The organism is Flavobacterium panici, from assembly GCF_024499525.1.
In the GTDB taxonomy this organism is placed as follows: domain Bacteria; phylum Bacteroidota; class Bacteroidia; order Flavobacteriales; family Flavobacteriaceae; genus Flavobacterium; species Flavobacterium panici.
This window is the reverse complement of the sequence record NZ_CP100437.1, coordinates 4,008,011-4,032,107: the sequence shown is the minus strand read 5'-3', so window position 1 is coordinate 4,032,107 and position 24,097 is coordinate 4,008,011. Positions and strand designations below refer to the sequence as shown.

The following is a 24,097-nucleotide window of genomic DNA, read 5'->3' as shown; positions in this document are numbered from 1 at the left end:
ATCATTACTTGGGGCAAAATGTTTGAATCAGGCTGTACTTTATTGTTTTATTAATTTCTTTGTAAACGATCCATTATCTGTTTTAGCAACCACTAAATAAATTCCCGTTGATAAATCAGAAACCGAAAAACTATTTGAAGGATATTCTTTTATAAGCGAACCCAGTAAATTGTAAATTTTCACATTTCGAATTTCATCGCTGCTGTCTATTGTTACAATATTTGAAGTTGGATTTGGATGAAGTACCAGATACGCATTTTCAAAAACTTCATCTTTAGTCCCAAGGTTAGAAAGATTACCCACCTTCATTCCGTTTCCAAAACTCGTTACCCAAAGTTCATTCGCATTATACGGATTAAAGAAAACACGTTCCGGCTGCTGAAACGGATAAGAATCCACCATAGAAAAAGTAGGCGTCGCCGAATTTATATTAGAAGAAATCCATAATCCCTGCCCTTCTGTAGTCAAGTAAATTTGATTTGCATTCTTTGGATTAAATGCAATCGAAGTTACCCTGTCAATCGTTGATCCCGATAATTTAGTCCAGCTCGTACCACGATTTGTAGTTCTGTATAAACCGCCTAAACCATTTGGCGCACCGCCCCAGCCGCTAAACACACACGCATACCAAGTATTTTGTGCCACATCATTAGGATCAATTACAACATCTTTTGTCCAGTATTGCATTCCTGCATGCGAAACATCTGTCCATGAATTATTTGTCGGAGTGTAAACAAATACGCCAGAACTTGGCTGAAATCCAGAATCTTCAACACGACGTCCGGAATACGAACAAACTACTTTTCCGTCATTCAAAACATTAATACAAGCCGGATGTTTTTGTGTACGCGGCGGATTCGGTAAAAGTGTCCAGGTCGAAGAAGCTAAAAGATTTAGGTTTGTTGTTTTATAAATTCCGCCAACACCATTCCCGTTTGCATAATGAATCACACTTGCATAAGCCGTATTTGGGTTATTTGGGTCAATGGCAATCCAAAAAACAGGATGATTAAAAACGTGAAGATTCTGCCATGTCTGCCCTTGATTTGTCGAATAAACAATCTTTCCGTTAGCATCATCGGCATCTAATGTTTCATCAAACAATCTCGTGCTTTGGTACATATCATGAATGTCAGACGTTGCCATAAACAAAGTTCCATTTGTTGGATGCGCCGCAATTCGATAACTCGTATTAGCATTATGTCCCGTATAATTAAATGACCAAGACGAACCCCCATCATCACTTTTAATTCCTTTAATATCAGAGAAACAAGACCAAACTTTGTTTGGATTAATCCAATGCATCTGCCAGCTGGTTGTATTCTCTAATCCGTTGCTTTGATACGAACGAAATTGCGGTGTTGCAGCATTTGCAGGATTTTGTGAAGAAGCTGCAACATAAGCCTGCTGCCATGAAGTTCCTCCGTTTGAAGTTTTATGCACAAAACCAAAATCACCAAAAATAACTTTGCTTGAATTGTTTGGAGAAACCGCCATCCCAAAAGGGCATTCGCCGTAAGACCAGCCGCGGTCGCCACCTTGTCCGCTCCATCCTGTTGTTATATTTTGATTATTCGTAGTTATAAAAGTATTGTTCCAGTTCGTTCCTGCATTCGTAGTTTTAAACACTGTAGGTCTTGCACTCGAATTACTTCCGCATAAATAAACCGTATTAATGTCATTTTTAGCCATTCCCACAAACATAGGGAAATCAACACCCGGCGTAATTCCCGTCATTTTTGAAACCCAGTTTCCTGAGCCATAATCTACAGAATAAATTCCTTTTGGAAATCCCCAATAATCAGAACCCGGCATTCCTGCATAAATACTATTTGTTAAAGCCGTAATACAAAAAAAGCGTGTTACACCTCCCACTTTAGCGCCTGCAAAAGACCAAATTCTATCGGTAGCGGGAATTCCAACTAATGGAGCCGTTGTCCATGTTGTTCCGCCATTTGCAGAAACCAAAACACCATTATTAGTACCAATATAAATATTGTTTCCGTCAAAGAAAACACCTCCTACAACTATACCATTTCCGGTTGCAGCAGTATGAATGCTGGTAAAACTTGTTCCGCCGTTGTTGGAAAAATAAATGCGGTTGTATTGCGAAATTATAATTCGGTTTGGATTATCGTAATCAGCGTTTATGCTGTATAATTCCTCAGAATTATTTGGATTTCCTGTTAACGGCGTCCAGGTAATTCCGTTATCTGTACTTTTCATGGGGCGCTGCATATCATTAGCATAACTAATCGTGTACAACAATCCAGGTGTCGAAGTATAACACACTTTTGAATTGTGTCCGCCCCAAATTTGTCGGTGATCAACCTGAGAATAATTCAGTCCGAAATCAGTCGTGTGAAACAATTCTCCCATATCACAAGAAGCATAATACTCGTTGTCATTAGCAGGATTAAATGACATCGAGAACATGGCACCGCCTCCGCCAATTCCCCGAGAGACAAATGTTGACGGCTGGGCAAACAGCGATTGAAAAGATAAAATTGCGCAAAAAATTAAAATAGTGGTTTTTAAGGTTTGTTGCCTCATAGTGTAAAGATTTGGTTAAGTTTGTTTTTGTTAGATTCGGTAAAAAATACGCTCAAAAGCCGGGGGTTTGCTTTTGTACAATTAAAAATTGCGATTTTTACATAGCTCAAATTTACATGGTTAGATCACAAAATTAACAGCATATTAAAAGTAATTTATTCACATTTGTTAATAAATTAGATTTTTTATTTCAATATGTGATGCTTTATACTAAACTTATTTATTTGATATTCTTACCAAATGTGAACGAAAAGCATTTATTCATTTTCTAATTTTGTATTCCATTTTTAATTAATAAAACAAAACATTATGTTAGAAATAAGAACCAATTGCGAGCATTGTAACAAAGCTTTGCCAAACGATAGTTCAGAAGCAATGATATGCAGTTTTGAATGTACGTTTTGCAGCGACTGTTTAACAAATGTATTAGAAAATGTCTGCCCGAATTGCGGAGGTGGTTTTGAAAAAAGGCCGACACGTCCGGCACTTTCTCTTATAAAGAATCCTGTAAAAACAGAAATAATCCTAAAACCTGTTGATCTGCAAATGTTTGAAACTTTAAAACAAAAGAATAAAAATATTGATCCAAGAAAACGTTAGATCATAATTATAAGTAAATCGGAGCGCAGTTTGTTCCGATTTTTTTATTTTTAGAAGAAATGTTGTTGTTATAAAAAACGCTCTAATTGATAGAAAACTGCGGTAAGTTCTTTTCCCTTTTCTGTCAATTCATATTCTACATGAAGCGGTTTCAGCTTAATTACTTTTCTTTCAAGCAAACCATCGTGCTCCATTTCTTTTAATGAAGAAGCGATAGATTGTTTGTTTGAACCTTCAATTTCCCGCAAAAGACTACTAAACCGAACGGTATTATCGACCACCAAGCGAAAAATCTGCGGTTTCCACTTTCCTGTAAAAAGCTTTAAAACCTCTTCGGCTGGGCAGTTATCGATTTTATCTTCATTTTTTTTAGTAGTCATAAATTTTTGACTTATTGTGTAATATAAATTGTTGCTGGAACTTTGCGTAAAATTATTTAAAATAAATGAATTATGAATACTGAAAAACTTTTTAGTGCATTAGATCTTAGCGGTCTAAAACTAAACAATAGAATTGTAATGGCTCCTATGACACGTTCAAGAGCAATTAATAATGTTCCGAATGATTTAATGGCTTTGTATTATGAACAAAGAGCAACAGCGGGATTAATAATTACCGAAGGCACTGCTACATCTGCCAATGCTTTAGGATATGCGAGAATTCCCGGAATCTACAATCAGGAACAAATTGAAGGCTGGAAAAAAACAACAAACGCGGTACATCAAAAAGGCGGAAAGATTTTTATGCAACTTATGCATGTTGGGAGAATCGCCCACAAAGACAATCTTCCTACAGACGGAATAATTGTAGCGCCTTCTGCAATTTCTGCTGAAACCGATATGTGGACGGATGCTAACGGAATGCAAAAAACAGAAACTCCAAAAGAATTATCTGTTAATGATATTCAAAACCTGATTCAGGAATTTGTTCAGGCGGCTCAAAATGCAATTGAAGCAGGATTTGACGGCGTAGAAATTCACAGCGCAAACGGTTATTTATTAGAACAGTGTTTAAATCCAAATTCAAACGTAAGAACCGATGAATATGGCGGAAGTGTTGAAAACAGAAGTCGTTTCATTTTAGAAATTACGAAAGCTGTTGCAGAACGTATTGGCAAAAACAAAGTTGGAATTAGACTTTCTCCATACGGAACTTTTAACACGATGCCGGTTTATGATGAAATCTTTAAAACATATGATTATTTGTCTGCCGAACTAAACAAATTAGATATCGCTTATTTACATCTTATTGATTACGCGGCAAGAGCATCTGAAGAAGGTTTGAACTTAATTCAAAAAATAAGAACCAATTTCAGTAACGCCTTGATTTTGAATGGCGGTTATACAAAAGAAAGAGCAAAAGTTGGTTTAGAAAATGATAAAGCCGATTTAATTTCTTTTGGTTCAAGCTTTATTTCAAATCCGAATTTACCTTATAAATTAGAAAATAATCTGGAATTGACTCCGGCAGATCCAAGTACTTTTTATATGCCGGATGAAAAAGGATATACGGATTATGTATAAATTAATCTTAATCACAACATTCCTATTTATTAATTGTAACAGTCAAAATTCAAAAATGAAACAAGAAAACAACAATCCGCTTTTATGCGATCCGGAAAGCGGAATATGCGAAATGCCTTCGTATCAGAAAAGTAAAGAAGACGAAATAAAAACAGAAACTGAAAAACCAATCAAAATAGTTTATTTTACTGATCCTATTTGTTCTTCGTGCTGGGGAATTGAACCTCAATTGCGAAGATTGAAATTAGAATATGGGGCTAATTTTGAAATCGAATATCGCATGGGCGGACTTTTAAAAGACTGGTCGTACAACAGTGGCGGAATAAGTAAACCAAGCGATGTGGCGCATCATTGGGACGAAGTAAGTTTGTATTATGAAATGCCAATTGACGGCGATGTTTGGTTAGAAGATCCGTTAGCGTCTTCCTACCCTGCTTCTATCGCTTTTAAAGCCGCTCAAATACAAAACAAGGAAAAGGCAATTGAGTATTTAAGAAGAATCAGAGAAATGGTTTTTCTGGAAAAGAAGAATATTGCGAAGTTTGAAATACTTCAAAAAGCCGCTTTAGAAGTTGGTTTAGATACCGAAAAATTCAAAACCGATTATGAAGGAACGGCAAAGGAATTATTCAATGAGGATTTAGAAGTTACCAGGAAATACGGCGTTAGAGGATTTCCAACTTTATTTTTGAGCAATCAAAAGAATAATCAACTTGTAATTAATGGTTTTCAGCCTTATCAAAATTTCGAAAATGCCATTTTACAATTGTACCCAAATGCTGAAAAAACAGATATTAATAAAGGTTATAGTTATTTGTTTGATAAATATGCAACATTGACAACTAAAGAATATGCTGTTTTAAGCAATCAATCAACTCGTGAAGCTGAAAAGTTTTTAAGCGAATTGGCGCATCAGAATAAATTAAAAAAGATTACTTCAAAAAATGGAAATTTATGGCAGTTAAAAAATTCCGGTAATTAATCCGAATTTCTAACAACCCTAATGAAACAGCCGCATCGCTGCAGCATGCCGGCTTAACATTGGGAAATAAAATGCTTTTTTATTTTCTGTATTAGTTTTTTTATCTTTGAAATATAAATCCACTACCATGTACGACCAACTGATAAAAAAGATAAAAACCATTCATTCTTTTACAGATGAAGAGATTGATTTTTTTATCAGCAAACTCAAGGAACGCTTTATTCCAAAAGGAGAACATTTCCTGATGGAAGGTCAAGTCAGCAGACATTTGGGTTTTATTGTTTCGGGAATTGGAATGCATTACAGGAATTATGAAGGCGTAGAAATTCCGACCGATTTTACTGTTGAAAATGAATGGCTGGGTTACTTAAACAGCTTTACAAACAAAACAGTTTCTGATATGAATATCAAAGTATTAGAAGATACACAGCTGCTTCTTTTATCTGCAGAAGATTTTGAAACCGTTTATATGTTTCAACCTAAATTTATGATCTTAAAAGATTATTATACAGAGCTTTCTTTTATCAGTAATACACGCCACACTGCCGATCTTGCCATGCTTGACGCCAAACAGCGCTATTATAAATTCATGAAAGAAAAAGCAGATCTTGCCAATCGCGTTCCCCAATATTATATTGCTGCTTATTTAGGAATTAAACCCCAATCCCTCAGCAGAATACGAAAATAAACCTACTGTTTTTTATTAACAAATGTGAACGAAACTGTTCGCTGTAGCTGCCAATTTTGCATCATAATTTTTATACTAAAATAATGATGGAAAATTTAAAAAAACAACTACTAAAAACAATAGTCGTAATAACGGCTGTAGTAAGTCACACAAATGCGCAAACACAAGACTGGAAAACCGAGAAAAGAGTTAATCTTCTTTTTGGCGTAGCACAAACAGCGATAGCAAAAGGAATAAATGTTGAAGGAAACTACATTCACAACCGCTTTATTTTTGATTATTCGCACGGCGCTTCACTTGAGTTTACAGGCAACCTGCTGCCTGATGATTTAAAAAACCAACATCTTGCCGTTCACGAACCCTGGACAACGGGATTTGGTATTGGTTACAGAATTAAGGAATGGATCAACATTCGCGTTGAACCAAAATGGCACAAATTTGAGTTTTATTACGAAGGAGATCCGCAGACAAAAAGCAACGAAATTACTTCTTACAACACCTTCAGTCTCGGATTAGGAGTTTATGGCAGTTATCTTCCGTTTAAAAAGAAAGACAATTTCCTAAAAGGATTTATTATTTCACCAAGTGTTCGATTTTGGCCCACGGTAAGTTCAAGTTTAAAAGGCGGCGAATTTATTTATCAGAACAGAGAAACGGGAAAAGTTGAAGAAATAAAAACGCTGGATCCCGGAACAAAATTTACGCCGCTTGTAGTCAATGTCAGCATTGGATATTCTTTTCAACTTAACAAAAAAAGATAATGGCATCTGAAATTAAAGCCATTGTTTTCAAAACACCTGTTCTTAAGGCGACAAAGCTCTTTTTTGAAAACATTGGCTTTCAAATCAAAGAAAATTCTTTGATGCATTTTGTGATTTATTCTAAAAACTTACGGCTGGTTTTTCTTAAATCAGAAAGGGATTTTGAAATAGAATTATACACCAATGAAAAACAAAGTTCTGAAAAATGTTTAAGTGAAAAATGTGATGAACATTCTTTTGAAACTTCCGAAGACCCAAATGGAATAAAAATGGTAAGAATTTTTAATCATCAGAAAAAGAAAATAACACAAAGCAAAAATTGAAATTAATAATGAAAACATATGCCATAATTTCGATATTGCTGTTTCTGGCGGGATTTGAGAAAATCGCACCTAAATGGAAGAATGTTGAACAGAAAAATTATACCGTTTATTATACTCCATTTGACGAATCAAATCATACAGCATATTTGAATCTTTTTGAAAAAGGCGTGCAATCTGTAGAACGTTTTTGGGAGAAACCTTTTAAAAATCATTTTGATATTTATGTTCATCCCAACAGACAATCTATTGACAGCGTTTGGCAAAAGGATTGGAAAATGACCAATTTAAATCAGAATGCTGGATGGCTGCCAGCGGAGATGCAGCAAAACTGAATATCATTTCTCCTAAATTATGGGACAAAGAAACCTGCGAGCATTCTTATTCTGACTCCATTAAAACGCAACGACTTATTACACATGAACTTTTTCATGTATTTCACGGACAATTAAATGCAAGTCCTGATTTTAGTAACGTTGAAGGAATTGACTGGTTTGTCGAAGGTTTGGCAACTTATGCTTCGGGACAATGTGATGCAGCACGAATAGCTGAAATAAAAAAACTTATTGCTGAAAACAAAACGTCCAATAATCTGGATAGTTTTTGGACAGGAAAAATGAAATATGGTTTATCCGGATCGATGGTTATGTATATTGATAATAAGTACGGAAGAAAAAAACTGAAAGCACTTTTAGTTTTCAGCAAAAAATCTGAAATACTTCAATCTCTTAAAATTACAGAAAGTGATTTGCTGCATAACTGGTCAAAATACATGGCCAATTTTGACATTCAGCAGCAACCATTTATAAAATAAATAAAATTAAAAAACATGAAAGCAATAGTATTAGACGGTTTTGGAGAAGTTGACAATTTTCAAATTAAAGAAATTCCCCGTCCTCAAATCCGCGAAAAAGAAGTATTACTAAAAGTAAAAGCGTTCAGCATTAATCCTGTTGATATTAAAACCCGAAAAGGCGCTTCACTTGCCAGTGAATTAGCTAAAAATCCGCCTGTAATATTAGGCTGGGACGTTTCGGGAATTGTGGAAGAAGTAGGTTCTGAAGTGACCAATTTTAAAATCGGTGATGAAGTTTTTGGAATGATCAATTTTCCGGGAGTTGGAAATGCTTACGCCGAATATGTTGTGGCACCCGCCGGACATTTAGCGATTAAACCTGCCAACATAAGTCATGAAGAAGCCGCGGCCAGTACTTTGGCAGCATTAACGGCGTGGCAGGCTTTTACCTTTTTTGGAAAATTAAAAAAGAACGACAAAGTTTTAATTCATGCGGCAGCTGGCGGCGTGGGACATTATGCGGTTCAAATTGCCAAACATTTTGGTGCGTATGTTATAGGAACTTCTTCAGAAAAAAATAAAGATTTTGTTTTAGAATTAGGAGCTGATGAACATATCGATTATAAAAACGTCAGGTTTGAAGATGTAGTTTCTGATGTTGATTTTGTTCTCGAAACTATTGGTTATGATAACTTTGGACGTTCTGTTGATGTTGTAAAACCAACTGGAACTCTTATCAATTTACCATCTGGATTATCTGAAGAAGTAAAAGAAAAAGCATTAAAGAAAGGTATAAATGTCAATTTTATGATGCTTGTTTTTTCTGATCCTGAAGACATGAAAAGTATCGCATCGCTTTTAGAACAAGGAATTGTAAAAGCGCACGTTTCAAAAATATTCGATTTTGAAGACATTCAGGCCGCACACACGCAGGTTGAAAGCGGAACGACTGCGGGAAAAATTGTTGTTAGAGTATCTTAATTTAAAAAACATAAAATGAAATATCATCACGTTGACGTTTTTTCAGATAAACCATTTTCGGGAAATGGACTGACTATTTTTATAAATGAAAATCCTCTGGAGAAATCTCTTATGCAGATTATTACGCAGGAAATGAGACAATTTGAAAGTATCTTTTTAAACCAAATAAACTCTGATACTTTTCGCGCCCGTATTTTTACAATGGAAGAAGAATTGGATTTTGCGGGACATCCTATAATTGGAGCTGCCGCAATTGTTCATGATTTATATGCTAAGGATGCGTCAGAAAGCAAAGTCAATTTCCAGCTAAATGAAAAATTAGTTTCTGTAAAAACCGTAAAACATAATAATCATTATTCAGCACAAATGAATCAGGGTAAACCGGAATTCAGAAATATTCTAACTAAAGAACAGGAAGAAACTTTTTTAAGATATTTCAATCTTTTACCGGAAGATAAATACGCGCATCAACCTTTGCAAGTAATATCGACAGGACTTCCCTATTTGATAATTCCAGTAAAATCAAAATCTTTAGCGAAAGTAAAAGTCACAATACCGGATTTAGAAGAAAAACTGCAAGAAGTAAATGCGAAGTTTTTCTATGTTTTAGATACCGAAAATCTGGAAGGAAGAACGTGGGATAATTTTGGTTTGGTCGAAGATATTGCCACAGGAAGTGCGGCGGGTCCTGCAGGCGCTTATTTAGTTGAGAATCGATTAAATATTAATACCGAAATTATACTAAATCAAGGAAGCTTTTTAGGAAGGCCCAGTAAAATGAAAATAATAGTAAATGGAACTAATGTGGAAGAAAGTGAAATTTATGTGGAAGGCGATGTTTGCAAAATAGCAGTTGGAGAATTGTTTCAATTTTAGAGATAATTTACTGAACCAGAGGATCAACTGATCAGATTTTAAATCTTAGAAAAGTCGATAATAGGATATTTTCTTATTTATTGCATTTTTAAAAAAAATTAATAAACTGATAATCATCCGATTTTTTTTTAAGATATACAAAAAGAACATTGAAGGGTTGCATTTTTAACACATATTTTAGCAAAAACACTAAATCATCTGTAATTCAGCAATTTACACAATAAAAAATAAGTTTTTTTTGAATAAAACTGAATTTCTTTTCTAATTTTGCGCCACAATAATCTTTGACAATCAAGCAATTAAAAATGACAAAATTTAGTAAAACAGTTTTCACTGATACCTTATTACTATCATCACTTTACACTTATGCTGATGAGGAAAAAGGAGACTACATTTTGATGATCGATACCGGAAACGGAAAAGTGGAAAGCTTTATTCTAGATGGTGCTGAAAACGCATCTTTTACTATATGTGATGAAAATCACAATTTAATTTACTCCGGAGAACCTGAAATAAACAAGTTTGAAATATCAAAAACAATTAGTTTACAAGGTTATCCATCCGGAATTTATTTCTTAGAGATAATAGAAAATGGAAAAGTTGCAAAACATCAGATTAAAGTTACAGCTAAAAAAGAGAAAACACTACAATTAGACGAAAGTCTATATCAAATTCCTGCTTTTAGCCTATAAATCCCCTTTTTTGTCCCAACAAAATCTTCTAAACAGCTTTTTGAGTTTTTTTGTTTTGTCCAATTCTTAATTATTCATTTTCGGCCTTGCTGATCATTTCTAAAACAATATCAATAACTAAAAGGGCTTTTAGTCTGGTTCCGCAGCTCAGATAAATCCAAGTTCCTAAAGATTCATCTGCTGTAAACATACAGGTAATTTGGGAAATATTAACGGTGTACTGGGTTAAATCATCGGTTCTGAATTGGATTGTTTTCATTTGTAGATAATGTTTAGAGACATTAAAGTTATCTGATGTAATTCGTTTATCTTCAAAATTTCAATTATAATATTATTATAATTGTTTCAACGAATTATTAATAACTACGAGGAAAAAACTTATCAGTATGGGTTATTAATATGCTAATTATGAAGGAAATGTAAATTTATTTCTACTTGTAAGATTTAGATTCTTTTTATCGATTTGAAATAGTATTAAATGAAAAAAACAAGCACGATTACCAACGTTTTAAAACGCAAAAAACCTCGCCAGCTGGCGAGGTTTTTTCTTTTTTATGCTTTGTCGATGCTCGTTGCGGGCACGGAAAAAATTTCCGCGCTATCGTTGCGCATATCCGAGCGATCGGGAGAACTTTCAAGATTTTGAATCAAAAGATTATGTAAAAGAAAACCTAGCAGATATTCTACTTCGTGGTGAAAAAATCAATGATTATGTTTCCAAACAATTTAAAAAGAAAAGGGAAAAAAATTTTTATAAAGGCATTTAAAATAGATAAGGGGGGCAAAAATGCCCCCTTAACTTGTTCATGTTTTACTATTCTTGAAAATTCAAAGAAACTTTTACACTTGCCCTCACACGATAACCTTCGTGCTCAGCAGGCAACCACTTAGGAGAATTTTCAATGATTTTCTTTATCTCTTTAGATGCGTTTTTTCGACCTCCACTTACGATCTCGACATCCTCTAGTGAACCATCAATGCCAACTATGAAGCTTGCAAGAACGGTCTTTGGATAATCTTTATGTTTTTCTTTCTTAAAGGCCATAACGACATATTCATTGAACTTTTTTTCTCCATCTTGAAATTCAGCTTTAACTTGAACGTCTTCATTATTATAAATCTTTTTTTGAATGTCATTTTCTGGAAATGAATTTTGAGAAAATGAATTTTGAACGCAGAAGAAAGTGATAAACAGTAAAAGTATTTTTTTCATTTTAATTATTATTTTTAAGGTACTTACTCTAATTCGTTTAAAGAAAATCCTGCATTAAGAATTTCAGTTGTATCTACAATTTCTTGGGAAAAATCTACTATAATTTTATTAGAATCCTTTGAAGAGTAATATAATCTAAAAAATTTGTTGATTTTTTTTTCATAATTGTCTGGACATCTTCCATAACCTTCTCTAAACCATTCATTTTTAATTTTGTATTGAAAAAAACTTTTAGTTGTTTTTGGAAAGTCTTTACAAAACACAAATTTACAGACAGTTTGCTCTTGGTTTTCCCTGATTTCCTTTTGCTTAAGATAACTTCTCACAAACATTGAAAAAACTCCCACAATGATTAATACTAGAATGGATTTATAAAAATTTTGCATATAGTGAATTTTAATACTTTTTTATTTTTTTTTAGGCAGTAAATTTGGTGCAACATTAGATGCTGTTTCCACTGAAAATTTTGCAGTTTCTCCATAAGTTTTTGCAACTCCTTTAGCAAAAATAGAATTTGCATCAATCTTATTTCCAAAACTATTACTTATTAATCCACCTCCAATTTGAACAGCAGCTTGCTCAAAACTTGTTGGAATTGAGGGTGTATAATTTGAATTACTAAAGTCCTCAACAGATAAACTAAAACTTTCTCCAATTAGAGTTGGACCTACACCAGGGAAAGCTGATGCAGCAGCTTCAATTGTATTAACTTGTGTAAAATCACCTCCATTTGCAATTCCTTGCGAGACTGTATTTGCTGTGACTCCAAATAATGCTTCTCCTACGGTCGGCAGGCCAAAACTTATTGCTCCTGTTGCTCCTAATATAGGTAATGCTACTATACCAGCAAAAGCTATTGCATGAGAAGTACTTTTATCTGGGCCATAATCTCCTGAAGAAACATATTTAGGGGAATTGTTAAATGTTTCCCCTCCCGACATTACACTTTCGTAACGATAAAAGTTATGATTAAACTGTGCTCTAGCTTCTTGCAAGGACATTCCTGTATAATTAGCAAGACTCTGAGCAGTATCTCCTTTGTCGGCAACTAATGCCCCGGCGCCATCTCTATGCCAATCAGGAGCCATTCCGTCTGGATCAATAAATCTTATTGGATTATTAAATGCATAATTATAAGGGCTGTGCCTTCTCATTTTTTCTGCCAAAGGATCAATATTCATCCATCTTCCTAAAGCAGGGTCATAATTCCTTGCACCATAATCATAAACAGCAAGCCCTAACTCGTCTTGCAGTTCTTTGCCATTGTACTTATACTTATTACTTGTAGCCACATAATCATTATACCCTTTATGTTTTAAACCAAAAGGATGATAATTATTCTCATCAATAATTTCAAGAACCTGAGTTGTTGGGTTTTTACCGTAGCTTACACGGATGTTTCCTAAATGGTCTTTATATTGAAACACATAAGAATACACTCCACTTGTATTTTTTACATAACCCTCAGCAGTTGGAAAAAATTCCAGAACCGTATTTTTATATTGAAAACCATCCAAATAATTGGTTGTTGTGGCAATGCTATTTTCCGTTACAATTTTTTCGAGTTTTTCTCCCGTTGCATTGTAAATGTACTCAATTGTATTTCCTGTTCCAAATGTTATTTTCTTTGGCAGATTAAGGTGGTTGTAAGCAATTGCGCTAATGTTTTTATTTTTATCGGTAAACATATTCCCATTGGCATCATAAGTATAATCATCCCCGGTTTTATTAAAATCATTAAATCCACTGGTATTATTGCTGTTGTCAACTACTTTAGCCAGCTGGTTTGTATTGGTTGTATACGTATACGCCAGATTATCGATTTCTATAGGCTGTACCTGAGGGTCAGTATCTCCTTTGCGTATCAGGGACATGATATTTCCGTTTTTATCGTAGGTCAAACTCTCATTGTACGCATTGGTCGTTACGCCGCTTTTTTCGTAAATCGCATTCTTTAATCGGTTTAAATTATCGTATTGGTAACCGTAAGCGCGTTCTATATTGTCGGCACCTGTTCTCCATAATGTCTCTGATATGTTTCCATTATAAAGTCCATTTACGCCAGAAATCCCTGCCTGAGTTGTATTGTAATTAATTTTAAAAGCAAAAAGATCTTTCGCATCAGTTCCCTGCTGTAAATTTACCGTTTTATTAATCTCGGTAAGCCAGCCTCTTACATTATAATTAAAATCTACTTTCTGCAAAGGCGCGGCAGTAGTATTACCAACATTTTTACTCATTAACTGTCCCAAAGCGTCATAGGTATTAGCCACCATAAGCTGGACTGTTCCTGCCGTACCTATTTTGTGGGTTTGTGTGAGCAGACGATCTTGTGGAGAATAGGTAAATTTATCTTCCGTATTTATTACCGCTCCACCACTCAATCGTTGGTGCGCTGTTTGAGTTGTCAGCGTTTTTCCTATAAAATCAATTTCATTATCGGTATGACTTACACCCGTTAAATGATTTTTTACATAAGTACTTATTGGCCTTGCTTTACTATCATAAAAAGTAGTGGTTGTTTCTCCTGCAATAGATGCTGCGGTACTTAGAGCACGAGTCCAGCTGCCTGTTTGCAATCCTTTTGTATTTACTAAAACAGTCTGTCCAATAATAGTAGTTGGGGCCGTTTGAGCACCCGTAAATGTATAATCATCATAATATGTAACGGTTAAGAGTTTAAAACTCGTTGGCGCAATCGTATTTTTATAATTCGTAGCAATACCATCAATGGTAGTCGCTGCTTTGTCTTCGTACAAAGTTGCTGCTGTGTTTTGGTTTCCCTGCAGGGTAAATCTTGCCGTAGAACTTACCGCCTGACTGTTCCAACCTGTATAAACAGGTCTGCCAAAAACATCGTATTTGGTAATAATCCAGCCCACAGAGGCATCGTCTTTAAAAGGCGAAAACGCAGGACCTGTTGCTACTGGTCTGTCCAGCTTGTCATACACAATAAATTCCCACTGTTTTCCAGGAAGTTTTTTCTCTACTAAACGGTTTCGGTAATCGTATTTGTATTGATAGCAAAATCCGTTTAAAACATCGACTGTAATTGTTGCTCCATCTACTTTTGGAGGAATTACATATGTTAAGTTTCCATAAATATCATATACATAATAAGTATCATGTTTTGCACCTGCATCATAGGTTCTTTTTAAAACAACCTGTCCTTCCTTGTTTTTAAACTCTACTGTTGATCCTGCAGTTTCTGTTGGAGTTGCCGTAGTATTTTCATCGTAGGTTACAACTTTGTAAAGTTCGTTTGCTGCATAATTTCCCGCATCTGAAAATGCAATCTCATATAAGCCTAAACTTGCTGTCCATGTTGTCGTTGCTTTATACAATTTTACTTCTGTCGCTGTATTGGTCTGATAATCCAGTTTAATCTCGTGACTGCTGCCCATTGCCCAGGAAGTTCCCGGCGCAGCTTGTTTAGTTACCCTGTTTAAGGGTGAAGATTCTAAGTTTTTTTGCGAAAACGGATTAGCTGTGTTTTCATATTTAGTTGTATTATAAAAACTTGCAGTATTCGTTTCTGCATTAGGTTCAAATGCCATATTAACGGATGAAGCTTCATAAGGAAGAAATTCTCTTATTTGTCTTCCAAAATTATCATAAGTTATGTTTGTGATAATATCTTTTGATGACGAAGATTGTTTATTGGCAATTTGCTGGATTGGTCTTCCTAAACCGTCAAAATAAGTTATACTTTGAGCTGCCTCATCTAAGGCGGGAAACTCAATAACATCTGCAAATGGTTTTTTATATGTTTTGGTAATAATGTAATTTCTATCTGCTGACGGAGCTACAAGCAGTGAACAGTCTGCATTCGTGCCTTTAATATTAGGACAGTTATCTGAATTATTTCGTACATAATTACCCGCTGGAGCCGTACATTGTGTTACGAAACTTGCCGGATCACCAAATCCATCCAAATCGTTATCTGCATACCATTTTGTATTAGGATTTAAAGTTGCATCTGCATCATTACAATCAGTACTGTTAGTAACATATCCAGCTGGTTTTACACTATAAAGAACCGAAATCGCAGCATTTCCGAAAGTATCGTTATCAGCATCTCTGTAAAAAGTTGATGGAGCAATATTGGTAATATTAACAGTTGTATCATTATAATCAGACGAGTTTCGAACATAACCTGCCGGTTGAGTACATTGTTTTAATGTTGGAGTTGTAGCTCCGTAACCATCGCCGTCTGCATCACGATACCAGGTTGTATTAGGATTTAGGGTTGCATCTGCATCATTACAATCTGTATTATTTCTTACATACCCTGTTGGCTGAGTACAGCTTTGGATAGTTGTAGCCGAAGTACCGAATCCGTCAGCATCAACATCTCGATACCAAACTGTATTAGGATTTATTGTAGCATCATTGTCATTACAATCTAGTGGATTTGCAACATAACCATTAGGTTTAGTCTGACTGAATACATAGTCGTTTGGGTCTCCAAAACCATCTTTATCAAAATCACGATTCCACTGGTAACCTGTAGGATCTTCTCCACCCGGATCGACAACGGCAGCAGCTTTTGCACTATTGGAAGAATTAGATTTTACTTGTGAATAACCTACAAAAGCAAATATTTGGAATAATAGTATAAATAGTATTTTTTTTCTCATTTTAAGGCTTTGATTAGTTTTGATAATGGTATAGGTTTTCTGAAATAACTTTACCCCCATTATCTTTTACAACTTTAAGTCTGTTGAACTTATCATATAAATAAGTTGTTATACTTCCTTTTGGGTCTGTTATGGTACTTACTCCTATAAGCGGCAAATATGTAATTGTCGTTACCATTTTATTTGGCAAAGCATTGCGTAATGATGTCAATGCAGTAATTAAATTAGCCTCTGTTCCTGTATTTGACAAGTTTTGCAAATTAGCCACATAAGATGAAACCTCGCTGTATGTCACATTTTCTATTTTTGCAATAGGCTGGGTTTTATTATATCCCCAAATAACAGCAACCGGAATACCACTTTCGGGAGTGTATTGTATTATATTACCTTTATCATCATATTGATCAAAAGTGACTTTTTTCTCCAGATTTTTATCTGTTAAAACTGTTGGGAATGCATTTGGAAATTTACCTGCATAAATAGATTTTGGCAGTAATAAATTACTTGTTGCAGTACTTTTGTCATAAACGGTCAACTGTTCTGACAACTTGGTTGATACTCCATTATAAGTTTGTGTATCCAGAGGAACTCCAATAATATTAGCTGTAATTAACTCGGTTATAAACGGTTTGTTTGCCATTTCAGGGTCTTTTGCATAAAAATATTTAGTTATCATATCTTCTGCTTTTGAATTTTTAATACTCTGCGCTGTAAGTTGTAAGTGATTTGGATTTCCATAATTAAAATCAGTCGTAGTTGTTACCGGATTTAATCCGTTAAGATCATACTGCTTTTCAACTGTTTGTTTTAAATAATACCATTGGGAGCGAAGAGAATATTCATTTAGAGTATAATTAGCCCAATTTAGCTGAAGCCCACAGAAAGTAGCAGTAGCATCACCAATTCTCGCAAAAGCCTGTGTGCTCATAAAAGCATTATATCCTGTTACTGATATATCTTTTGAAAGATCATGATAATAAGTATTTGTAGTTTCTTTTACTACTGTTAATGCCTTATTAAAAACTTTATGAGATAATAATTTTCCTGATCCAAAACCATTTGTGAACGGTGTTGTTTTATCCATTGCTCCTAATGTAGGCAAAGGAAAACCGTCCTGAATTATCTCATACTTAAATTCTTCCCCTCCATTTTCAAAATTATCCCCATAACTTTTGGTTACATATCCATAACCAAATTGAGCATTTTGTGCAGAATATAATCTAGCCAGATTTGAACTTCCCACAGAATATAATGTACGTTGTGGCGGATATTCACATAAATTACTCCTCTCAATATTTTTCACATATGCAATCGGTGCCTGATTGATATAGCTCCCACTCTGGCAGGTGGCACAATTATAAGGCCTGTAATAATATCTTTCTTTTTCTATTATTCCATTTACATTATTATTTTTAGAAATAGATTTTATCCTCTGACCACCAATTTCTTTATCAATCTCCTGATATGTTATAGGCTGGCTGTAGTAATCAAAAAAAACACCTCCAAACATGCAGGGTCTAATCAAAGATATGCTAATTGAATAATCCTTATTTGCTTCCAGAGTAAAAGTGTCTTCAGTAACACTTTGAGTTTTATAAAAAGTATAGGAATTTCCTATTAAGGAAGGAGTATCCTGATTTGATCCGCTTTTATAAAACGGAACAGGAAGATTAGTAGATAAATCAGTTATTACTACTTCAGCCCGAAGAGGCCAAGGATTTTCTGCCTCCGTACATTGATCTACATTGTTTACTACACTACCATTTATCCTGATTTTTTGCTGCATAGAGGAATGAATAGTACTTGTAGCTGAATTGTTAAATTGCTCATTAATGGTAGAAACGCTTAAACTAAATTGGTTTTTTACAGCATTTACCGGAACATTTATCTTCCCTAAAACATGAGGTTCATACTCTATAGTTGTTGATCCTTTTGTGGGGTATATTATTTTTTTTAACAGACCATAATATCCAAAATTACCATCTGGTCGTCTGTCTGCTAATTTTCCACCTGGAATAGCCTGAAGCACAGAATTAAAAACAGAAATTTCATCAGAAATTAAACTTGTGTTATTTTTTCCGTTGAAAACGCCGTAGTTATCTTGTGCAAAACTAAATCTTGCCGGAAGTCTATCGGGAAAATAATATTCAAACTGATGTGTTATTGGTTCGCTTTCTGTACTAAACTCATTAACTTGTTTAAGAAAAAACCTTTTTTTAAAATATTCAAAGGATTGATTATAACTATTCGAAAATGTAGTACCTGAATATTGATCGTAATCAAATTTTATTTTTTTTATTACTGTGCCCGGAATTGTAGTATAAATTACTTCATCTATTTTTGATAACGGAAAATCAGGATCTGTAAATCGTTTTGAATATACAAAAGACACTTTGCTGTTAACTGTGGTAATTTCTTTCAAAAGAGATTCATTCAAACGTGAAGTACTCTGATAATTATATAATCCTGAAGTTAATCTAACTCCTGCAAATCCATACACATATTCTAAACTTTGTTCATTACTGGATACATATGTCACCACTCTGGAATCATACGTAAATGTTATTACACTACTTGTAAATGGGTCTTCAATTTTAGTTAAATACCATGAAGTTTTAACAGTTTCTCCCGGTGGTGAGTTTTCAACAAAAATTCTTCTTGTAGAACTGCTTTCAATTGCGTTTGTTCCTCCAAAATAGTATTTGATTCCTTTCGTATCAGTTATAGTTATTTCAGGAGTAGATGTTGGAACAAATCCCAAATCGATAAAGCCTGATGTAATTTCAATTTTTAATCCTGAAGGTTCTATCTCCACAGGATTATTATTATCTAAAAAAAACTTACCAGATATACCATTCACATTATAACTAAAAATATCTGGCTGTGTATCAACCTGAGAACCCAATGATGCCTGATTTAAAAAAGTTTCCATCTCATTCGAATCTATTGCAGCATTAGGTTTTTGCATTCTGCCATTATAATTATCGGGATAATCAAAAACTTGTCTCGTTACAACACCTCCTGCATTCAATGCCCATCCCATACCAACATTTGATTCATATTGATCTACTTTAATTCCATCTGATGAATATGATAATGAAACAGGAAGTGATAAACTATTTGATTTTAACTCCAGTAAAGGAATCGAGATATTTGCATTACCAGTAAATTGATTTAGAGGCACTTGTCCATACGCCCCTAAACTGGCACTATTTGGTGGCGGTGGTACTATATTTGGAAAATATGAACTTGGTTTTTCGCCTTGTGCATTAATTTTTATCGAAACAAAAAAAATAACCAAAAAGTATAAAAATTTAATTAAACTTTTTAGATTTGGTTTATCTATTATAATACTCATTTTAAATTATTTAACCGTTTTAATTATTTTCACAGACTCTGTCTTCACATCTGTCTGAATTTTTACTATGTATATTCCCTCAGCATAACCGTTTAAATTCACAGGGACTGTTCTGCTTGATATTTTAAAATGCTGTAAATTTCTACCGAGAATATCAACAACTGTTGCAGTACCTTCCTTGAAATCATAACCAATAATTACATTCGTATAATCAACTGCAGGATTAGGAATTGCTTCAATGCTGGCTTTAACTTTCTCAATCTTGGTTTTGTCTTTTAGTTTAACAACCCAAAAATCATTACTGCCAATATTCGAATTTTTATCTTTAGATGAAGTTGAGTTTGAAGTTCCTGCCATTAAATAACCTCCATCACGGGTTTCAACTAGTTTTCTTAGAATATCTTCGCCGTTACTGCCTACCGTTTTGCTCCACAATTCTTCTCCTTTATTATCTATTTTTAGTGCGATATAATCGTTTATACCATCTTTTTCCTTTCCTACACCTGCCTTTTTTGCCAAATCTCCAATTACAGATTGTCTGGTTTCTGTTTTTGCATGACCGCCAATTAAATAGGTATGATCGTTATTCTCCACCAGCGATGTTAGAATATCTACTTTACCAAAATCGAAAGTCTTACTCCACAAAACGTCTCCTTGATGATTGATTCTTAATACCCAAAAATCTGTTCCGTTACCTACAATGCCTCCTAATGGAGTTAGGGCATTGGTGCTGTTAGAATTTCCACCGGCAATGTAACCGCCGTCTGCAGTCTGATGAATTATATAAGGCTGGTCATCGCCTTCTGCTCCGTATGCTTTCTGCCATTGAATTGCTCCTGAATCATTTAACTTTACGATCCAGTAATCTCCGGAACCATTATTTGCCTCGGTTTTGTCTCCAGATATTGGAGAAGTTGAGTATCCAGCTAAAATATATCCGTTATCAGCGGTTTGTTCCATGCTACGTAATAAATCGGCATACTCTCCTCCGTATGTTTTCTGCCATTCGATAACGCCATGTCTGTCCAGTTTTACGATCCAGTAATCCATATTACCACGGCTTTTTTCAGATTTACTATATAAATCTGTTTTAGCTGAAGCAATAATTTTTGGATCTATTGTATTATTTGAAATTGAAGATGGACTGGAACTGGATGAACCTCCTAAAACATAACCTCCATCTTTAGTCTGAAAAGCGCATAAAAGTTCATCCTGGCCATTTCCTCCAATGGTTCTCTGCCATTGTTCAGTACCTGAAGCATCGAGTTTTATAACCCAAAAATCACTAAGTCCTTTAGATTCTTCTTTTTTCTGAAAACTATTTCCTGAACTTGAGGTTCCTGCCAGTATAAATCCGCCGTCGTTTGTGTTTTTAATGCTTTGAAGAAGATCAAAACCATTTCCTCCAATGCTTTTCTGCCACTCAAGCTCACCTTTTTCGCTCATTTTCCAGATCCAGTAATCCAGATCTCCATGATTGTCCTCTGTTTTATTTCCGGTTTTATCAGACACAGAACTTCCTGCCAATATAAATCCGTAATCTGCTGTTGGTTGTGCATCAAAAAGATAATCTGCGTGTATACCTCCATACGATTTTTCCCAAAGAATATCCTGAGAAAAAATTAAAAGCGGTAAAAGTGTAAAGACTAATAAGTAAAGTTTTTTCATAAGCAATTTTAATTTCGGCGCAAATCTAGAAAATGTTATGATTAAATCTTTATAGGATTCCTAATATTTTAATAAAAATCAGTTATTATTTACGGAAAAATAAGCTTTATATTACAAAAAAAAGCTCAACTTAACAATCGAGCTTTATTTGTAAAATAAAACCAAACGTCATTCCATATTACACTCCGCAAGCCAATCATAAATTTCAGTTTGCGCACGTCTTGGTTCGTCAATATTTAGAATCTCCACTTCATTATTTCCCTCACTATTTATGGTTCTTTTTTTTGTATTATCTTCTAACTGCAATTGAATAATTGTATTAATTTCTTCAATGTGTTTTTCATCATATAACGGATAAGCAACTTCTATTCTTCTGTTTAAATTTCGGCTTAACATATCAGCAGATGACAAATAGATTTTTTCCTCGCCGTTATTTGCAAATTTGTAAATTCTCGAATGTTCTAAAAACATGTCTACAATTCTATAGATTTTTATATTCTCACTTACATATTTAATTCTCGGCAATAAAGTGCAGATTCCTCGTACTATCAATGTCACTTCAACACCTGCCCTGCTTGCTTCAATAAGTTTGTCGATAATATCTTTTTCATCAACTCCGTTTACTTTTAAAAATACCGCCGCTTCTCTTCCGGCTTTTTTATTTTCAATTTCGGTATCTATTAATTCTAGTAATTTCTCTTTCATGTTAAAACCTGCGGCCAGAATATGTTTTGGTGCACCTGTCTTTTTCTTGGTTTTCAAAAATGCAAATACTTTTTTTAAATCATCTGTATATTTTTTTTCTGAAGTAAAAAATCCAAAATCAGAATAAATATTGGCTGTACTTTCATTAAAATTTCCGGTGGATAAATAATTATAATATTTCTTATTTCCGTATTTATCTTTCATGGTCACCATTGCCACTTTTGCATGAACCTTTAAATTCGGCATACTTTGAATGATTTTTATTCCGGCATTTTTCATTTCTCGGGACCAGAATAAATTATTGTATTCATCAAAACGTGCTTTGACTTCTACAAAAACAGTCACTTTTTTTCCGTTTTTAGCGGCGCTTATCAAAGCATTTGCAATTAACGACTGCGATGAAATTCGGTATAAAGTAATTTTTATCTCGAGAACATTTCTGTTAATTGCCGCCTGATTAAAAAACTGAAGTACATAATAATATGATTGATACGGAAAATGCAATAATTGATTTTGTTTGTCAATAATTTCAAAAATTGACTTTTTGCTTTCAAAGGGCAAATGTTTGAGACCCGGATAATTTGCTCCCTGAAGATTGGGTTTTACTGGATTTGGAAACTTGAATAAATCATAAAAATTATGATGGCTTCCGCCTTTTATCATTTCATCTTTTTTAAGGCGAAAGGTTTTTTTACATACCGAAATTGTTTCAGCATCCATATTAGAATCATACAGAAATCTTGTCGACGAACCGCGTTTTCGCTCTTCAATTTTGGCTTCAATTTTCGCTATTAAATCTCCTGAATTTTCATCTTCTATTAAATAATTTTCATCACGGTTTAGTTTTATAGCATTGCAGGAAACCACTTTTCCGGAAGGAAATATAAGCGATAAACAATTCTTTATAATAGTATCAATCGAAATAATATAATGCGTATCGCCCTGACTTTGCAATTGTTTAAATCGGTCCAGTTTATCCGAAGGAATATTCAAATAAGCGTAATTAAAATTACCCGAAGTATCTTTTAGTTTTACCAAAAAGTATAAACTACGATTGTTTAAGAAATACGTTTTAGGCTGGTTTATCGAAATATAAATAACTTGAATATAAGAGAGAATAATGCTTTTAAAATAGTATTCGATTTCCTGTAAATGTTCTTCGGTAAACTCTTGATTTTCATAATAAACAATATTATTCGCGGCTAATTCTGGCAGTATTGATTTCTTCCAAATTGCCCCGAATCTGTTTTGCTGGAGATTTACTTCGGCTAAAATTTTATTGAGTAATTCTGTATTCTTTTTTGAATTTTTAGTCAGCAGTTTTCTGATTTTAACCCTGAAAAATTCATCTAAATTAGACGAATGAATGGCTAAAAACTTAATTCTTTCATATAACGAATTATTGGAATCATCGGCTTCATCCAAAATACAGTTATTGAAAGAGAGCCACGAAATTTCTGAAGGTATAAGATGGTTTTGCACGTAAAAAAATTGGTTTATACTTTATTGATACTTGTAAATTTCAGCATTAATTATTTTAAAATATAAATGCAGATAGGCTGTTAACCATAATTTAATTTATTGGTAACATATCTTAATCTATACAATTTCACAATAATAACTTATTCTGATATAGTGTTTTAGCTCCATTATATACCGCTTGAACCTAATCATTTTTACTGAGTTCAACAATTATAACTTCTTCCTTTTCCTATTAACTTTTTGTTAACCGTATTGTAAT

The 24,097-nt window shown here is 34.1% G+C and carries 20 protein-coding genes; 11 read left to right on the top strand and 9 right to left on the bottom strand.

Annotated elements, in window-relative coordinates; all coding sequences use genetic code 11:
* Nucleotides 1-39 precede the first annotated feature (39 nt).
* Nucleotides 40-2,553 (bottom strand): T9SS type A sorting domain-containing protein, encoded by a 2,514-nt coding sequence (locus tag NLJ00_RS16990; protein ID WP_256634683.1) that lies wholly within the window; start codon nucleotides 2,551-2,553, stop codon nucleotides 40-42.
* A gap of 309 nt (nucleotides 2,554-2,862) precedes the next feature.
* On the opposite strand from NLJ00_RS16990, the gene NLJ00_RS16985 reads away from it, so the two are divergent.
* Nucleotides 2,863-3,153 (top strand): DUF1272 domain-containing protein, encoded by a 291-nt coding sequence (locus tag NLJ00_RS16985; protein ID WP_256634682.1) that lies wholly within the window; start codon nucleotides 2,863-2,865, stop codon nucleotides 3,151-3,153.
* Between the two features lie 68 nt (nucleotides 3,154-3,221).
* On the opposite strand, the gene NLJ00_RS16980 is transcribed toward NLJ00_RS16985, so the two are convergent.
* Complete coding sequence (locus NLJ00_RS16980) at nucleotides 3,222-3,533, bottom strand: winged helix-turn-helix transcriptional regulator (RefSeq protein ID WP_053470451.1); 312 nt, start codon at nucleotides 3,531-3,533, stop codon at nucleotides 3,222-3,224.
* A gap of 72 nt (nucleotides 3,534-3,605) precedes the next feature.
* Here NLJ00_RS16980 and NLJ00_RS16975 point away from each other — a divergent pair, with 72 nt between their 5' ends.
* The 10 genes from NLJ00_RS16975 to NLJ00_RS16930 all read left to right on the top strand — a co-directional run bounded on the left by NLJ00_RS16975 (nucleotide 3,606) and on the right by NLJ00_RS16930 (nucleotide 10,772).
* A complete protein-coding gene (locus NLJ00_RS16975) occupies nucleotides 3,606-4,676 on the top strand; it encodes an alkene reductase (protein ID WP_256634681.1) in 1,071 nt (356 codons plus the stop codon).
* 55 nt (nucleotides 4,677-4,731) lie between these two features.
* Complete coding sequence (locus NLJ00_RS16970) at nucleotides 4,732-5,658, top strand: DsbA family protein (RefSeq protein ID WP_256634680.1); 927 nt, start codon at nucleotides 4,732-4,734, stop codon at nucleotides 5,656-5,658.
* A gap of 127 nt (nucleotides 5,659-5,785) precedes the next feature.
* On the top strand, nucleotides 5,786-6,346 hold the full coding sequence (locus tag NLJ00_RS16965) for a Crp/Fnr family transcriptional regulator (RefSeq protein ID WP_053470449.1): 561 nt from the start codon (nucleotides 5,786-5,788) through the stop codon (nucleotides 6,344-6,346).
* A gap of 83 nt (nucleotides 6,347-6,429) precedes the next feature.
* Entirely contained in the window at nucleotides 6,430-7,107 is a 678-nt protein-coding gene (locus NLJ00_RS16960; protein ID WP_256634679.1) for a hypothetical protein, read from the top strand.
* The gene (locus NLJ00_RS16955) at nucleotides 7,107-7,430 is read left to right on the top strand and encodes a hypothetical protein (RefSeq protein ID WP_256634678.1); all 324 of its coding nucleotides are present in this window, start codon (nucleotides 7,107-7,109) and stop codon (nucleotides 7,428-7,430) included. The genes NLJ00_RS16960 and NLJ00_RS16955 overlap by 1 nt, the downstream gene beginning before the upstream one ends.
* Nucleotides 7,431-7,438: 8 nt before the next feature.
* Complete coding sequence (locus NLJ00_RS16950) at nucleotides 7,439-7,762, top strand: hypothetical protein (protein ID WP_256634677.1); 324 nt, start codon at nucleotides 7,439-7,441, stop codon at nucleotides 7,760-7,762.
* Nucleotides 7,732-8,241, top strand: coding sequence for a gluzincin family metallopeptidase (locus NLJ00_RS16945; protein WP_256634676.1), 510 nt, complete (start codon nucleotides 7,732-7,734; stop codon nucleotides 8,239-8,241). The genes NLJ00_RS16950 and NLJ00_RS16945 overlap by 31 nt, the downstream gene beginning before the upstream one ends.
* A gap of 15 nt (nucleotides 8,242-8,256) precedes the next feature.
* Complete coding sequence (locus NLJ00_RS16940; protein ID WP_256634675.1) at nucleotides 8,257-9,204, top strand: NADP-dependent oxidoreductase; 948 nt, start codon at nucleotides 8,257-8,259, stop codon at nucleotides 9,202-9,204.
* Nucleotides 9,205-9,219: 15 nt separating this feature from the next.
* Nucleotides 9,220-10,080 (top strand): PhzF family phenazine biosynthesis protein, encoded by an 861-nt coding sequence (locus NLJ00_RS16935; protein WP_256634674.1) that lies wholly within the window; start codon nucleotides 9,220-9,222, stop codon nucleotides 10,078-10,080.
* 305 nt (nucleotides 10,081-10,385) lie between these two features.
* Nucleotides 10,386-10,772: a secretion protein gene (locus tag NLJ00_RS16930; RefSeq protein WP_256634673.1), complete on the top strand. Its 387-nt coding sequence runs from the start codon at nucleotides 10,386-10,388 to the stop codon at nucleotides 10,770-10,772.
* Between the two features lie 70 nt (nucleotides 10,773-10,842).
* On the opposite strand, the gene NLJ00_RS16925 is transcribed toward NLJ00_RS16930, so the two are convergent.
* The 7 genes from NLJ00_RS16925 to ppk1 form a co-directional block, all read right to left on the bottom strand.
* Nucleotides 10,843-11,031 (bottom strand): hypothetical protein, encoded by a 189-nt coding sequence (locus tag NLJ00_RS16925; RefSeq protein WP_256634672.1) that lies wholly within the window; start codon nucleotides 11,029-11,031, stop codon nucleotides 10,843-10,845.
* Nucleotides 11,032-11,586: 555 nt separating this feature from the next.
* Complete coding sequence (locus tag NLJ00_RS16920) at nucleotides 11,587-11,985, bottom strand: energy transducer TonB (RefSeq protein WP_256634671.1); 399 nt, start codon at nucleotides 11,983-11,985, stop codon at nucleotides 11,587-11,589.
* A 23-nt stretch (nucleotides 11,986-12,008) separates the two neighbouring features.
* Nucleotides 12,009-12,371: a hypothetical protein gene (locus tag NLJ00_RS16915; RefSeq protein WP_256634670.1), complete on the bottom strand. Its 363-nt coding sequence runs from the start codon at nucleotides 12,369-12,371 to the stop codon at nucleotides 12,009-12,011.
* A gap of 21 nt (nucleotides 12,372-12,392) precedes the next feature.
* A complete protein-coding gene (locus tag NLJ00_RS16910; RefSeq protein WP_256634669.1) occupies nucleotides 12,393-16,625 on the bottom strand; it encodes a DUF6443 domain-containing protein in 4,233 nt (1,410 codons plus the stop codon).
* 13 nt (nucleotides 16,626-16,638) lie between these two features.
* Complete coding sequence (locus NLJ00_RS16905; protein ID WP_256634668.1) at nucleotides 16,639-19,983, bottom strand: hypothetical protein; 3,345 nt, start codon at nucleotides 19,981-19,983, stop codon at nucleotides 16,639-16,641.
* A 6-nt stretch (nucleotides 19,984-19,989) separates the two neighbouring features.
* Complete coding sequence (locus tag NLJ00_RS16900) at nucleotides 19,990-21,651, bottom strand: T9SS type A sorting domain-containing protein (protein WP_256634667.1); 1,662 nt, start codon at nucleotides 21,649-21,651, stop codon at nucleotides 19,990-19,992.
* A 168-nt stretch (nucleotides 21,652-21,819) separates the two neighbouring features.
* Nucleotides 21,820-23,838, bottom strand: a complete 2,019-nt coding sequence (gene ppk1, locus NLJ00_RS16895) for a polyphosphate kinase 1 (RefSeq protein ID WP_256634666.1) — start codon at nucleotides 23,836-23,838, stop codon at nucleotides 21,820-21,822.
* Nucleotides 23,839-24,097 lie beyond the last annotated feature (259 nt).